Annotated in this window: 15 protein-coding genes; 12 read left to right on the top strand and 3 right to left on the bottom strand. The window is 66.6% G+C overall.

The genetic code is table 11. From position 1 onward, the window contains the following. Positions 1-18 precede the first annotated feature (18 nt). Positions 19-1,290, bottom strand: coding sequence for an alpha-hydroxy acid oxidase (locus AC07YR_RS12480; RefSeq protein ID WP_494734119.1), 1,272 nt, complete (start codon positions 1,288-1,290; stop codon positions 19-21). A gap of 166 nt (positions 1,291-1,456) precedes the next feature. Between AC07YR_RS12480 and AC07YR_RS12475 the strand changes: the two genes are divergently transcribed. Beyond that, entirely contained in the window at positions 1,457-3,058 is a 1,602-nt protein-coding gene (locus AC07YR_RS12475; RefSeq protein WP_436056864.1) for a PucR family transcriptional regulator, read from the top strand. Positions 3,059-3,115: 57 nt separating this feature from the next. Beyond that, positions 3,116-3,568, top strand: a complete 453-nt coding sequence (locus AC07YR_RS12470; protein WP_055799258.1) for an SRPBCC family protein — start codon at positions 3,116-3,118, stop codon at positions 3,566-3,568. Positions 3,569-3,601: 33 nt separating this feature from the next. Here AC07YR_RS12470 and AC07YR_RS12465 read toward each other — a convergent pair whose 3' ends face one another. Further along, positions 3,602-4,471, bottom strand: coding sequence for a class II glutamine amidotransferase (locus tag AC07YR_RS12465; protein ID WP_494734207.1), 870 nt, complete (start codon positions 4,469-4,471; stop codon positions 3,602-3,604). A gap of 22 nt (positions 4,472-4,493) precedes the next feature. Beyond that, a complete protein-coding gene (locus AC07YR_RS12460) occupies positions 4,494-4,994 on the bottom strand; it encodes a mycothiol transferase (RefSeq protein ID WP_436056862.1) in 501 nt (166 codons plus the stop codon). A gap of 145 nt (positions 4,995-5,139) precedes the next feature. Here AC07YR_RS12460 and AC07YR_RS12455 point away from each other — a divergent pair, with 145 nt between their 5' ends. From AC07YR_RS12455 to AC07YR_RS12410, 10 genes are all read left to right on the top strand, one after another. Next, on the top strand, positions 5,140-5,463 hold the full coding sequence (locus AC07YR_RS12455) for a hypothetical protein (RefSeq protein ID WP_494734118.1): 324 nt from the start codon (positions 5,140-5,142) through the stop codon (positions 5,461-5,463). 67 nt (positions 5,464-5,530) lie between these two features. After that, on the top strand, positions 5,531-6,058 hold the full coding sequence (locus AC07YR_RS12450; protein ID WP_494734117.1) for a DinB family protein: 528 nt from the start codon (positions 5,531-5,533) through the stop codon (positions 6,056-6,058). A 17-nt stretch (positions 6,059-6,075) separates the two neighbouring features. After that, positions 6,076-6,471 carry a DUF1801 domain-containing protein gene (locus tag AC07YR_RS12445; RefSeq protein ID WP_494734116.1) on the top strand — a complete coding sequence of 132 codons (396 nt, stop codon included), beginning with the start codon at positions 6,076-6,078 and terminating at the stop codon, positions 6,469-6,471. Between the two features lie 227 nt (positions 6,472-6,698). Next, positions 6,699-7,076: a MarR family transcriptional regulator gene (locus AC07YR_RS12440; RefSeq protein ID WP_436059262.1), complete on the top strand. Its 378-nt coding sequence runs from the start codon at positions 6,699-6,701 to the stop codon at positions 7,074-7,076. Next, positions 7,073-8,329: an MFS transporter gene (locus AC07YR_RS12435; protein ID WP_055799280.1), complete on the top strand. Its 1,257-nt coding sequence runs from the start codon at positions 7,073-7,075 to the stop codon at positions 8,327-8,329. The genes AC07YR_RS12440 and AC07YR_RS12435 overlap by 4 nt, the downstream gene beginning before the upstream one ends. A 205-nt stretch (positions 8,330-8,534) precedes the next feature. After that, positions 8,535-9,530 carry a LacI family DNA-binding transcriptional regulator gene (locus AC07YR_RS12430; protein ID WP_494734115.1) on the top strand — a complete coding sequence of 332 codons (996 nt, stop codon included), beginning with the start codon at positions 8,535-8,537 and terminating at the stop codon, positions 9,528-9,530. 154 nt (positions 9,531-9,684) lie between these two features. Further along, the gene (locus tag AC07YR_RS12425) at positions 9,685-11,004 is read left to right on the top strand and encodes an ABC transporter substrate-binding protein (RefSeq protein ID WP_494734114.1); all 1,320 of its coding nucleotides are present in this window, start codon (positions 9,685-9,687) and stop codon (positions 11,002-11,004) included. Further along, on the top strand, positions 11,001-12,044 hold the full coding sequence (locus AC07YR_RS12420) for a carbohydrate ABC transporter permease (protein WP_494734113.1): 1,044 nt from the start codon (positions 11,001-11,003) through the stop codon (positions 12,042-12,044). Before AC07YR_RS12425 ends, AC07YR_RS12420 begins: the two co-directional genes overlap by 4 nt. After that, the gene (locus AC07YR_RS12415; RefSeq protein ID WP_494734112.1) at positions 12,041-12,970 is read left to right on the top strand and encodes a carbohydrate ABC transporter permease; all 930 of its coding nucleotides are present in this window, start codon (positions 12,041-12,043) and stop codon (positions 12,968-12,970) included. Before AC07YR_RS12420 ends, AC07YR_RS12415 begins: the two co-directional genes overlap by 4 nt. Beyond that, positions 12,967-14,628 (top strand): alpha-amylase family glycosyl hydrolase, encoded by a 1,662-nt coding sequence (locus AC07YR_RS12410; RefSeq protein WP_494734111.1) that lies wholly within the window; start codon positions 12,967-12,969, stop codon positions 14,626-14,628. The genes AC07YR_RS12415 and AC07YR_RS12410 overlap by 4 nt, the downstream gene beginning before the upstream one ends. Positions 14,629-14,680: the final 52 nt, after the last annotated feature.

Below are 14,680 nucleotides of genomic sequence, written 5' to 3'. Positions count from 1 at the left end.
GTACTTGTTCAGAACTCGTTAGTGCTTATTGCCTGACGCCGTTGATTCAAGGATTTCGCCGGAATGACGGATGTCCCGGAGAATCTCCCCGCCTCGAGCTTTCACCTCGGAAATGCTGGAAACGCCTACTAACGTCATGGTACGCCGGAGTTCGTCCGAGAAAATCTCGATGATGCGCCCGACGCCCGGCGAGCCCGCCGCCACCAATCCGTACAGGTAGGCCCTGCCGATCGAGCAGGCATCGGCACCCAGCGCCAGCGCCTTGAGGACGTCGCTCCCCCGCCGGATGCCCGAGTCCACATAGATCTCAATCGAATCGCTCACCCGCTGCCGGGATTCCTGCAGCACATCCATGGGACTGAGCATGTGGTCCAGCTGCCGGCCGCCGTGGTTGCTCAGCTGGACGGCATCCAGGCCGATCAGGGCGGCCTTGTCGACGTCTGCCGGGTTGACGCAGCCCTTGAGCACGATCTTGCCGTGCCATGCCTGGCGCAAGGCTTCCAGTTCCTTCCATCCGCTGGTGGCATCGGAGTGGCCAAGGATGTGCTGCCACATGGACGGGGTGACCACGGAGGTGGCCGCGGCACTGCGCGGATCCAGGTTGGGAAAACTGATGCCGTCCGACGTCAGGAAGTTGATCCACCAGGAAGGCCGCCGGGCGATGTCCGCGATGGTTGACAGCGTCAGCGCCGGAGGCGCGGTGAAGCCGTTGTGGAGGTCCCGTTCCCTGGCGCCTAACGCCCGGGTATCGACGCCGACAATCAGGGTGGTGAATCCGGCGGCTTCGCAGCGCGCCAGTTTGTCCTTCAGGGCCTGCGCGTCGGAGGTGAGCCCGAAGTTGAACCAGCGGTCGAGGGCCGGGTGGTTCTCCGCAATTGCTTCCATGGACACGGTGCTTAGCCCGGCCAGCCCGTAGGGGATGCGCGCCCGGTCAGCCGCGGCGGCGACGGCCAGCTCGCCCTCGGGATGGAACAGGCGCGTTGCGCCGGTGGGCGTCAGGGTCAGGGGCAGGGCACTTTTCTTCCCGAGCAACGTGGTGCTGGTGTCGGGTCCGGAGACCGGCCCCCAGCTGGGCATGAGGGCCCAGGAATCGAAGACGGCGCGGTTCCGGCGGAGCGTCACTTCGTCTTCAGAACCGCCGTCGAGATAATCGAAAATCCCGGCGGGCAGGACTCTCCGTGCCGATTTCCGGTATTCCTCCACATTAAAAGCGTTGGCCAGCACACGGCGTCGTCGGGATAATACGGGGGCTTTGATCTGGACGAGCTGCCTGGCTTCGCTGATTTTCAATGACGGCCTTTCCAGTGCGTGCATGCGTTATGGTTCAGCGTAGGAAGCGGAACTCCGTGCCACTATGGAGATAGCGACAAATTGAGGAGCTCCGCGTTAGCAGCAACTACCAAACAGTGAGTCGGGCGGCACCGTGACGGTGTTTCCCGCGGCCGCGAGTCATGCTTTGCCTACGCTCGCAGATGTGGCGCGCTCGGCCGGATCGGAAATTGTCAGCCTCGTCGAAATGCCGGCCGATGACCAGCAGGTTGTCGCGGGCTCGGTCTTGTACGACTCGACGGCCACGCCCGCCACGTTCCCCGGCGCCGTTGCCCTGGCCATCGGCCTGTCGCTGTCCGGCAAACGCCTGCGGGTGAAGGTCCGGGAACTGAAGGACGCCGGCTACGTGGCAATCGTCTACAAATCCAACGGCAACCCGGACGCCGCCCTCCGGGCAGCCGCCCGGGAAACGGGGCTGGCCCTCTTCCGCGCCTCCGACTCGGTTCCGTGGAACCAGCTGGCCGAGATCATGGACGCCGCCGTCGTCCCGCACCGGCAGTCAGGCCGCACCCTGGTGGACATCCGTCCCGGGGACCTGTTCGATCTGGCCAACACGGTGGCGGCCCAGGCCGGCGGTGCCATTGCGATCGCCGATCCGGACCAGACGATCCTGGCCTATTCCACCCTCCCGGACCAGCCCATCGACGAGACCCGGCGTAGCTCCATCCTGCGCCTGCACGTTCCCCATTCCGTGCAAACCGACAAGGACTACCGGCGTGTGCATGCCGCGAGCGATGCGCTGGATGTGGCGACGGCGGACCCCCGGCTCCGGCGTACAGCCATCGCCATCCGGGCCGGCGGCGCCGTGCTGGGATCGCTCTGGCTGCTGGAACGCGCCGACCACCACAACGAGGACGCGGACCGGATCCTGCGTGAAGCCGCCAATGTTGCCGCGCTCCATATCCTGCACAAGCGCACCACGTACGTCTCGAACCTCACCCGCCAGATGGATCTGGTTCAGCCGCTGCTGTTCGAACCCGAGCGCGCCGAGCTGGCCGCCATCCGGCTGGGAATATCGGCAGCTTCCATCCGGGTGGCCGCCCTCAGCGTCTGGCCGGCGGACGCCATAGCGGCCGAAACGTTGCAGTCACGTCTCCGGCTCTTCGACACCATCCGGACCGCGTGCGCCATCCGGGTGCCCTCCGCAGTCTGCGGGCTCTCAGACGGCATCGTGTACATCGTGCTGCCGCAGAGCACCGAATCGTCCCTGCAGTTTCAACGCGGCGCGATCCTCAAAATCGTCCAGAACGCACGGCGGCTTCTCTCACGCCCGGTGCTGGCCGCACTGGGGGCAGCGGCTACGATCGACCGGCTTGCTGAGTCCAGGGTCAACGCGGAACTGGTCCTGTCCGAGCTGGTTCGCAACGTCGTCGAGGGTCGAATATCTGCCGACTCCGATGACGTGGTGGCCGACGACGAATCCCTGGGTTCGCGCCTGCAACTGCGGCAGATCGCCTCGTCTTTGACGGCGTCCGGCCAGCTGCCCGGGACCCACGCCCTCAGGATCGCCGAGTACGACGAACACCATAAGAAGTCCTTCGAAGAGACCATCCACGCCTACCTGAGCTGCGGTGGCAACGCGATCGAAGCCGCCAAGTCTCTGGACGTGCACGTCAACACGGTCCGCTACCGCCTATCCCGGGTGGAGACCCTCTTCGGCATCGACCTGGACGATCCCGAAACGCGCCTGCTCGTATGGCTGCAGTTGTGGGCGAGGCACAACCAATAGAGCCGGTTCTTCCGTCAGCTTCTTTCGTCAGTGTCCGCAGGATGCCAGAGTTTAACCATGAAAGTGGAAACCGGCGGGCTGGTCCTGAACCTGGAGTGCAGGCTCCCTGCGCCTCCGGAAGACATCTTCCGGATGCTGACCGAATCATCCGAACTGGTGCGGTGGTGGGGACCGCACGGCTTCACCATCCCGTCAGCCGAACTGAACCTCGCGGAAGGCGGCCGCTATTGGTTCCGCATGGCACCACCGGACGGTGAGCCGTTCCACCTCTCAGGCGAGTTCCTGGAGATCGATCCTCCCTGGCGCCTCGTGTACACCTTCCGCTGGGAGGAACCGACGCCGGATGACCGGGACACCGTCGTCGACCTTTCGCTCCAAACGGCCGACGACGGCACGCGCCTGGCGCTCTCGCAGGGACCGTTCCTCACGGAGGAACGGCTGGAACTGCACCGCGGCGGCTGGACTGAATCGTTCGAGAAACTGCAGGCGTTGGTAGGTGGCCGGGGTTAGTCCCGGACCATGTGCGGTTCGGTGGATCAGGGGTCAAGGCTTCTGGGACGCCGCCGCATGAGGTTCAAGATCGGCGAGAGTGAGCGGATGCGCGGGGGCGTCCGGGAAGGGGTACGTGGCGGTCACCGTCAGGGACTGATCGACGTGCACCAGTTCGCCGGATGTCATGGGACGCCAGGCCGGGCTATGGTCCATCGGTTCGGTAGCTAAAAGTACATGCGGATTGTAGGCAAGTTCCGTGCTGCGGGAGTGGATCCGGTTGCTCCGCGCGTCCAGAGGGGCCGCCGGAGCCGGAGCAGCGGCCGGGTCCCGTTCCAGAATGTATAACTCGTGGGCTGCCGGGTACCTGAGCGCCCACAGGTCCGTGGCCGTGGTGACGATGATGTTCAAGCTAAAGACGGGCAACTCCGCAGCGACCCACTTGATCGCGGCGGTGATACCTTCCCCAATGGCACCTCCGGCGCGGCGGGTCTCGGCAGTGATGAGCGCGAAGAGTCGTTCGCTGTCGGTCTGGCCGAACACGAGGTCCGCAGCGCCAAGCTCGATCAAACGCTGATCGAGCCGTTCGAGATCACCGAAGGCCCCGTTATGGGCAAACAGCCGCCCGTCCTGCTCGAACGGGTGGGTGTTGACCAGAGTATGTGCGCCAGTGCTGGCATACCGCACGTGGGCCAGGAAAGTCGTGCTCTTCACGTCCCGTGCCTCACGGGCGAAAGCGTGATCCTCCCACGCGGCAAGCGGCTGTTTCGCTACGCGGGGCCTACCATCGGCGTCGAAAGTCCCTATGCCGGCGCCGTCGGGCTCCCGCCGGCTCTGGTCCGCCAGGCTGTCCGGGGCGTCCAGGAGCCAGAACGTGGCTCGGACCGGTCGGGAACCGGCGTGCAGCGCGAATAGTCGGCACATGGCAGGCGGTGAAAGCAATCAGTCAGTGTTTCAATCCCTTCGCGTAGGCGGCCTGTCCCACGTGCTGGAGGCAGTCGGCAATCGTGCTGACCAGCCGCACCCCGAGGGTGACGGGCGGGTCCCAGCGGGTGTCAACGATGCGGTCCAGATCCTCGTCGCCGAGGGTCTGCAGGAAGTCCGCGGTCTGCCGGTGGACGGCGTCGTAGTATTCGAGCAGCAGCTCCGGCGGGGCCTTCACCGAATCCACCTGCACGCTGGAATGGCCGTAGCCGGTGTCGCGCTCGCGAAGCGGGAGGTTGAAGCGGTCCACGAACCCCTGCGAAATCCACACCTGTTCCAAGCCCGCCGCCGAGGCGACCTGCGCATCCTCCACCCGGCCAAGGTGCCAGATCAGCCACACAATCGGGTTCCCGGTTCCCGAGGGCCGGCGGACCAGAACGTCATCGTCCACCCATTCAAGAGTGTCCGCCACAGCCTCGCGGATCCGGCCGAAGGCGTCCAGCAGCAGTTCGTTGGATTTCATTTTTGACCCTTCACGGAGTGTCGGTGAGGCCCATGCTCGCACGGAAGCTGCGCTGCCGGATAGGGCCGGGTGCAGCTTCGTTGTCTGATTCGGGGTGGCAGCGTCCGGGCCCCGGCGCGGACCGGATGCGCGGGATAATGGAGTTATGACGGACCAGGATCAGGCACGGGACCCGTGGGAAGAGTTCGACAGGCTCCCACCCGCCGGCCCCGACCGCGTCGAGGGATTACCCGGAGGTCAGCCGCTGGGCTTTGGCTTCCGCACGGGCGTGCGCAGCGCCAAGGTGGCCATAGGTTTCGCCGTGTACGCGCTGATCCTCGGGACAGTGCTGGTCCTCACCGGCGCCATTGTTTTCATCAGCGAGGGGCAGTGGCTGCTGCTCGGACTGATGGTGCTGATCGAGGCCGTGTTCGTGTGTGCCTTCACCCAGCTGGTGCGCCAGGCCCGCAACCGGCGATCGGCCCAGTAGCCGGGCCCTTGCGATAGTCGTTGCCCGAGCCGTTGCCCCGAGCCGGCGGCCTTGCAATACTTCACCCATGCCTCCCCTCCCCGCCACGTTCGCCGAAGACGTCCTCCACCAGCCCGTCCGCGTCCAGTTTGAGGCCTTCCTCAATGAGCACCGCAGCATGCTCAACTCCTGTCTGGACGGGCTCTCCGAGGAGCAGGCGCGCCGCTCCCTGGTGCCGTCGCGGACCACGCTGCTGGGCCTGGTGAAGCACGCCACCTTCGTGGAAAAGGTCTGGTTCGACGAAGCCATCACCTGCCGGTCCCGCGCCGAGATCGGCATCCCGGCCACCCCGGATGAGTCGTTCATCCTCGACGACCAGGACACCATAGCCTCCATCCGGCAGGCCCACCTCGGGGCCTGCGAGGCATCCCGTCTCGCCACGTCAGCAATGGAGCTCGACGACGTGCTCCGCGGCAACCGCCGCGGCCCGCTGCCGCTGCGCTGGGTGTATCTGCACATGCTGCGCGAGCTTGCCCAGCACTGCGGGCACGCCGACATCCTGCGCGAGCAGATCCTGGCCGAACAGGTGCTGAGCCAACAGGTCACGTCCGGCTGAGGCCACGAAACACCGTCATGGACTACACCAAGGACCCGCGCGTGGACCACTACATCGACGCACTCCCGCCCTGGCAGCAGGCCATCTGCCGGCAGGTCCGCGACCTGGTCCACGCCACCGATCCCGACGTCGCCGAAACCATCAAACGCACCGTGCAGCCCTACTTCGTCCTGGACGGGAACATCTGCGCCCTCCTTGCTGCGAAGGACCACGTCAACGTTTTTATGTACGACGGCGGCATCGTCCCGGATCCACACGGCATCATCACTGCCGGGCACACCAACAAAACAGCCCGCACCGTCGCTTACCGCGAGGGCGAGGCCGTAAACGAGGAAGCACTCGGCGAGATGTTCAGGGCCATCATCGCCAACAACCGGGCCGGCGGTTGGCGGAAGCTCAAGGGCACCGAATAGCCGGTGCGGCGGCGAACGTTCACCACCAGCTCTGAGGTGCCCCCTACCCACGTGCTTGCCGCGCGCACCTCGCCGGAGCATAATGGTTAGCAGAGCTAATTAGCAGTGCTAAGTATATTCAGGAGGCGCACCACACGGTGACGGCAACGGACAAGGAACCCACGGGCAGCGAGGCAAGGGACAGCATCAAGCCGGACATTCTGGCCATCGACCTTCGGACAGCGGTGATGCGCACTTCCCGCAGGCTCCGCGTCGAGGCAACCGGCGACGTCATTACGCCGGGCCAGTACACGGTCCTGGCCCAACTGAACGGCTACGGCCCGCAGACCCTCCGCGAGCTGGCTGAACGCGAGCACGTGCAGGCGCCGTCCATGACCCGGATCGTCAACGCCCTCACGGAACAAGGCTTTGTCACGCGGACCGCGCATCCGCGCGACGGCCGCCAGGTCCAGGTGGGAATTACCCCGGCCGGCGCGGCCATCCTGGCCGAGGCCCGTGAGCAGCGGACCGCCTGGCTGGCCCGGCGTGTGGCGGGCCTGAGCGACGAAGACCGCCGGATCCTGAGCCGCGCCGCCCACATCATGCAGCAGCTGAGCGCCAAATGAGCGCCATGTTCCAGGCACTGGAGAACCCCAACTACCGTCTGTGGGCGGGAGGCGCACTTGTCTCCAACATCGGCACGTGGATGCAGCGCATCGCGCAGGACTGGCTGGTACTGACCGTCCTCACCAACCATTCCGGCACCGCCGTCGGCATCACCACTGGCCTGCAGTTCCTGCCGATGCTGCTGCTTGGCCCCTACGGCGGCGTGCTCGCAGACCGGCACCGCAAACGCCTGATACTGCTGTGGACCCAGCTGGCGATGGGTCTGTGCGGGCTGGCCATCGGACTCCTGGTGGTCACCGGCACCGCCCAGTTGTGGCACGCCTACCTGGCTGCACTGTGCCTGGGACTGGCCAGCGCCATTGACGCACCCGCCCGCCAGTCGTTCGTCTCGGAGCTGGTGGGGCAGGACAGCGTGGCCAATGCGGTGGCGCTGAACTCCGCGTCCTTCAACACGGCCCGGCTCACCGGTCCAGCCATCGCCGGCGTCCTAATTGCCTGGGTGGGAACCGGCCCGGTGTTCCTCATCAACGCAGCCAGTTTTGCCGCCGTCATCATCTCGCTGTTCCGGATCCGCACCTCGGAACTGGCCCCGACCACACTGGCAGTCCGCGGCAAGCACCAGGTTGCCGAGGGCCTGCGCTACGTGCGGAGCCGGCCGGACCTGGTGCTCATCCTGGTCATGGTGGGGGTACTTGGGGCCTTCGGCATGAACTTCCCCATCACCAACGCGCTGATGTCCACCGCGGTATTCGGGGCGGGTCCCGGGGAGTTCGGGCTGCTGGGCTCCATCATGGCCGTCGGGACCCTGGCCGGCGCCCTGCTCGCGGCCCGCCGCTCCGGCCCCCGGCTGCGCTTTATGCTTGGCGGCGCCCTGGGACTCGGGTTTTTCACGCTGATCGGCAGCGTGTCGCCGTCGTTCTGGCTCTACGCCGCAGTGCTGATACCGGTGGGCCTGGCGTCCATCACCTTCCTGAACAGCTGCAACACCAGCATCCAGCTCTCCGTGGAACCGCAGTTCCGTGGACGCGTACTGGCCCTCTACCTGGCCGTCCTGCAGGGCGGCACCGCCGTCGGCGCTCCTCTTATGGGGTGGATCGGCACCGAGTTCGGTGCCCGATGGTCAGTCGCCGCCGGCGGGGCGGTGGTGCTGCTGACAGGCCTGCTCTCCATCATCGCGGTCAGCCGGCGAAGTCAGCTGACGTTCCGGGCACAGCTTCGGACCGCGTTTCCCGGAAGGCGCGCCAGCACCTGAGGGTCTCGGACGCGTAGTCCGGGCTGGGGGGGGCACCGGGTTTCGACTGCCTCAACCACCCCCGTTTACGAAACGTACAACAATCCTCCATGCCTCCGTTTAGTGTTGGTGCAGCAGATCACGAAACCGATTACGTAAACCGTTTGCGTAACAGCGTTTTCGGTCAGCATGTCGAAGCCAGCAACACCCGCGAGGAGAAACAACAGTGGTAACCATCAGGGACGTCGCCAAGCACGCCGGCGTATCTCCCGCCACCGTCTCGCGGGTGGTCAACGGACTCGTGGGCTACTCCAGCGAGACCCGCGAGCGCGTGGAGGACGCGGTCAGGAGCCTCAGCTACGAAACGGACTACCTGGCCCGCGGCCTCAAAACCCGGCAGACCTCCGTTATCGGGCTCCTGGCCCCCATGGTTTCGGACGCCCTCGCCTCACAGGTGATGCTTGGCGTGGAACAGGAAGCCCAGGAACGCGGCTACGCCGTGATGCTCGGACGCACCGGGGCCAAGTCGGCGTTCATTGCCGGCTACCTCCGGACGCTCCGCACCTACCGGGCGGCCGGCGTCATCCTCATCTCCGCCGTCATCACCCCCGAAACGCGGCAGCTGCTGGGGCCGAACATCCCCATCATCTCCGTGGCCATCAGCGACAAGTCCGGCTCACCCAGCGTGGCCATCGACGACGAACAGGCAGCCTACGACGCAACCCGTCACCTGCTGAAGCTCGGCCACCGCCGCATCGGCCTGCTCTCCGGCGATCCCGCCTCGATCTACGTCGCCCAGCCCCGCCAGCGCGGCTACCTCCGTGCCATGGCCGAAGCAAAGTGCACCCCCGTCACGGCCGCCGGCAGCTTCTTCTACGAAAGCGGCGCCACCGGCCTGGACGAGCTCCTCGCCCAGGAACCGGACCTTACGGCCATCTTCGCCATGAGCGACGAGATGGGCGCCGCCGTGGTGAACGAACTCCAGAAGCGCGGCCGCCGGGTGCCGGAAGACGTCTCCGTGCTGGGCTTCGACAACACCTCCACCGCCCTGCACGTCCATCCACCCTTGAGCACCATGGCCCAGCCGCTTGAGGACATGGGCCGGATGGCGGTGAAGAAACTGCTTCGTTCCCGCGACCTGGGACCGAAGATCATGCCGCACCAGCTGATCGAACGCGGCTCCACCGCGCCACCCCTACAGCTGGCGCCTCCGATCAGCTAGCACCCCGCACTACACATCACACCCACCCCCTCCCACCGGCGACGTCCGGCACTCCACCGTGCCGCCGTCGTCGTACTCCCCCGCGCCCAAAATCCAAGCGCCCTGAAACAGGGCCCCCACCAAGTACCCCAAACCAAACCACAAGGAGCAACACATGAGGCAGCGCAGCCGGACCTGGCAGACTCTTCTCACCACCACCGCACTCGTGACGGCCGCCGCCGTCTCGCTCACGGCCTGCGGCGGAACCGCGCAGGAACCGAAGGCCAGCGCCAACGCCGCCGCGGCGTTCGAAGGCAAGGGCCCCATCAACTACGTTTCCAACCGCGACGCCTCGGGCGCGGCGAACAAGAGCATCGAGGAATGGAACGCCGCCCACCCGGACGAAAAGGTCACGTTCATTGAACTGCCGGACTCCGCGGACCAGCAGCGCCAGCAGCTCATCCAGAACGCCCAGATCAAGTCGGACACGTTCAGCGTGCTCAACCTGGACGTGGTGTGGACCTCCGAGTTCGCCGCCAACAAGTGGATCATGCCGCTGCCCGAAGACGCCGTCCCCGCGGACCAGATGATTCCCGCCACCCTCAACGCCGCCACGTACCGGGACACGCTCTTCGGCGCCCCGTACTACACCGACGGCGCCCTGTTCTACTTCCGCTCCGACCTGCTCAGGGCCGCCGGCATCGCCGCGCCGCCCAAGACCTGGGACGAGATGAAGGCCGCCTGCGCCAAGATCCTGGCCCTCCCCGAAACCGCCGGAATGTCCTGCTACACCGGCCAGTTCGACAAGAACGAGGCACTCACGGTCAACTTCTCCGAGGCCGTGGCTTCCGCCGGCGGCTCCGTTGTGGACGCCGAGGGCAAGCCCACCGTGAACACCGCCGAAGCCAAGAAAGGACTGAACCTCCTGGTGGACGGCTTCAAGGACGGCATGTTCCCGTCCGACGCCATCACCTACCTCGAAGAGCAGGGACGCCGCGCGTTCCAGGACGGCAAAGTGGTGTTCCTGCGGAACTGGCCGTTCCTCTACGCCTCCCTGAGCGCCACCGACGGCTCCAGCAAGGTGGCCGGCAAGTTCGACATCACCTCCATCCCGGGCACCGACGGCCCCGGCGTCTCCACCCTGGGCGGCCGCAACCTGGCCGTCTCCCCGTTCACCGCCAACAAGGCCACCGCCCTGGAATTCATCAAGTTCTTCACGAGCGAGGCGCAGGCCCAGAAGCGCCTGGCCCTCAGCTCCCGCGCCCCGGCCTACGCCTCCCTGTACGAGGACCCGGCCGTGGTGGCCAAGCGCCCGTTCTTCCCCGCCCTGCTGGAATCCCTGAACAACGCCCAGCCCCGCCCGAAAGTTGTGCAGTACGGCGCCACCACCAAGGCGATCCAGGAAGAGGCCTACGCCGCCATCACCGGCGAAAAGGACACGGACACCGCCCTGGCAGCCATGCAGGCCAAGCTCGAAGAAATTTCCGCCAAATGACGGTCACCACCGCTCCCGCTCCGCGGAACCAGACTCCCGGCAAGCCCGGCACGCCCGGCACGCCCGGAAAGAAGCCCGGTAAGTCCCGCACGCCCGGGGAGGGCCGCATGGCCGCCATGCTGCTCTCCCCCACCCTCCTGGTGCTGGCCCTGGTGATCGTGTACCCGCTCATCTCGGCCATCCACCAGTCCCTCTTCCGTGCCGAGTCCGGCCTGGACGCGGACGGGTTCGTCACCGAGGGCGAGGCCTTCGTGGGCCTGGCCAACTACGCGGACCTGTTCGTGGGCGAATCCGGCCGGCGCTTCCTCAACGCCTTCGGCAATACCACGTTCTTCACCGTCAGCACCGTCCTGCTGGAAACCGTCCTGGGCCTGTGTCTGGCCCTGGCCATGAACCGGGCGTTCCGCGGCCGGTCCTTCCTCCGCGCCAGCATCCTGGTGCCATGGGCCGTGCCCACCGCTGTGTCAGGCCTGCTGTGGCGCTGGATCTTCCAGTCGGACGGCATCGCCAACACCCTGCTGGGCAGCGAAATCCTCTGGACCGCCGAAGGCACCGCCTCCAAGCTGGCCGTGATCATCGCCGAGGTGTGGAAGACCGCACCGTTCATCGGCCTCCTGGTCCTGGCCGGCATGCAGATCATCCCCGAGGAGGTGTACGAGGCCGCGAAGATCGACGGCGCGGGCTGGTGGCGCCAGCTCGGCTCCATCACGCTCCCCCTGGTGAAGCCGACGCTCCTGGTGGCCGTGCTGTTCCGCATGCTCGATGCCCTGCGGATGTTCGACCTCCCGTTCGTCCTCATCGGCCCCGGCAAGGAATCCGTGGAAACCCTCTCAATGCTCGCCTGGGACGAATCCAACCAGCTGCGCTACGGCTCCGCCTCCGCGTTTGCCGTGGTGCTCTTCCTGTACGTCGCCGTCGTCGCGATCGTTTTCGTGAAGGTCCTGGGCACGGACGTCACCGGCGCAAACCGGCTGCGCCCGGTTAAGAACCGCCAGAAGCGCAAGGCAAACCGTTCACAGAAGGCCGAGGCCACCCGATGACCATCTCCGAACTCCGCAGCCTCGCCACTGAGTCCGGCACGCGCGGCGGCAAGCGCACTGCCGACAGGCAGAACACAGGCGCTCCCCTGCCCACGAAGAAGAAACGCACCTGGCGCTCCTACTCCGTGTACGCCGGGTTGGTGCTGATTTTCGCCTACTGCCTGGCGCCGTTCTACTGGATGATCGTCTCCAGCCTCCGCCGCACCGCGGACATCTTCGACAACACCCTCCTGCCCGCGCCGTTCTCCCTCGAAAACTACGTGAAGGTGTTCGACGGCTCCACCATGTTCGGCCAGGCCCTGCTCAACAGCCTGATCGTGGCCGGCACCACCACGGTGTTCGCCCTGGTGCTGGGTGTGTTCGCCGCCTACGCCATCTCCCGGCTGAACTTCCGGTTCAAGTCGGTGATCCTCGGCGTTATTATTGCGACGTCGATGTTCCCCGGCATCTCGGTGGTGGTCCCGCTGCTGAGGTTCTTCACGGACCTCGGCTGGATCAACACCTATCAGGCCATGATCATCCCGAACCTGTCCTTCGCCATCCCGCTCGCCGTCTGGAACCTGACCACGTTCATGAAACAGCTGCCGTTCGACCTCGAGGAAGCGGCCATGATCGACGGCTGCACCAAGTGGCAGGCGTTCCGGAAAGTGCTGCTCCCGCTGGCCGCGCCCGGCGTGTTCACCACCGCCATCCTGACGTTCATCCACAGCTGGAACGAGTTCATCATCGCCCTCTCGATGATCAACGATCCCAAAATCCAGACCGCCACCGTTGCCATCTCCAAGTTCACCGGCGCCACCGAATTCCAGGCACCGTTCGGCGAGCAGATGGCCGCCGGCGTGATCGTCACCGTGCCGCTGGTGATCATGGTGCTGATCTTCCAGCGCCGGATCGTGGAAGGCCTCACCGCCGGGGCCGGCAAATGACGCACGACGGCGGCACCCCCTCCGCGGGGACAGTCACCGGCGACTGGTGGCAGTCCGCCGTCATCTACCAGGTGTACCCGCGCTCGTTCGCGGACGGGAACGGCGACGGCGTGGGCGACATCGCCGGGCTCATCGCCCGCCTGCCATACATCGCCTCCCTCGGCGTGGACGGCATCTGGATGACACCCTTCCAGCCCTCCCCGCAGGTGGACCAGGGCTACGACGTCAGCGACTACTGCGGCGTTGACCCGCTCTTCGGCACCATGGAACAGTTCGATGCGCTGCTGGAGCTGGCCCACGAACTGGGCCTGCGGGTACTGCTCGACGTCGTCCCCAACCACTGTTCCTCGGCCCACCCGCTGTTCCAGCAGGCCCTCGCTGCCGGGCCGGGCTCGCCGGAGCGGGACATGTTCCATTTCGTCGAAGGCCGCAGTTCCGGTCCGGGCTCGCCCAGCGACCTGCCGCCCAACAACTGGCAGAGCGTGTTCGGCGGGCGGGCCTGGAGCCGCGCGAACCCGGGCTCTGACACGGACACTCAGTGGTATCTGCACCTCTTCTCCCCCGGCCAGCCCGACTGGAACTGGCGGAACCCCGCCGTTGGCGACTACTTCGAAGGCGTGCTCCGCTTCTGGTTCGACAAGGGCGTGGACGGCCTCCGGATCGACGTCGCGCATGGCCTCTTCAAAGCCGACGGCCTGCCGGATGCACCGTGCGCCACCGCGGTTGTGGACGGGCTCCGGGCCAACCCCCTGGTCTCGGACCAGGAGGACGTCCACGAGGTTTACCGGCGCTGGCGCACCCTGGCCGAAAAGTACCAGCCGCACCGGCTGCTGGTGGGCGAAGTCAACCTGGAACCGGCCCGCGCCGCCCGCTACACCCGCGCCGACGAGATGCACCAGGCGTTCGCGTTCGCGTTCGTGAAGCTGGGCTGGGATCCCGCGGCGTGGGCTGAGGTGGGGGCCGAGCTGGAGGCGGCCCGGCTGCTGCACGGAGCCGCGCCGAGCTGGGCGTTGGAGAACCACGACATTGTCCGCTCCGTGACGCGGTTCGGCAGCGGGACCGAGGACGGCGGCGAACAGGGCACCCGCCGCGCCCGGGCCGCTTTGCTGGCCCTGCTTGGCCTGCCCGGCGCAGCCTACCTTTACCAGGGCCAGGAACTCGGGCTGCCCGAAGTGGACGTCCCGGCGGAAGCCCGGGTGGACCCGATGTGGGCGCGCGGCGGCATCACCCGCGACGGCGCCCGCGTGCCGCTCCCGTGGACCGAGTCTGCCGCGGCGAACCACGGGTTCTCGGTGGGCTCCGGCGCGCCGGGTCAGCCCCACAAGCCGTGGCTGCCGCAGCCCGGGGGCTGGGGGCGGTACGCCGTTGAAATCCAGCAGCTGGACCCCGGTTCCACGCTCGCGCTGGTGACTGCCGCCGTCGGACTCCGGCGTCAGTTGTGGGAGCAGGGCGTGTTCACCGCGGACGACGGCGGCAGCTGGCGTGTGGAGGACGGGAACCTGCTGATCTGCGAGCGCAGCCAGCGGTTCCTGGTGGCAGTGGCGATGGGAACCGAAGCGGTGCGGCTGCCGGCCGGGGCTGTCCTGGCCAGCGCCGAGCCGCTGGATACCAACGGCTGGCTGCAGCCGGACAACGCCGCGTGGGTGCTGCGGGACTGAGGTGCTGAGGGCTGCGCGGACCCTAGACATGTGACCAATTAGTCACCTATTC

This window comes from Arthrobacter sp. GW460-12-1-14-TSB2, from assembly GCF_059423525.1.
The sequence above is the reverse complement of the archived record's forward strand: the minus strand, read 5'-3'. Positions and strand labels throughout refer to the sequence as shown.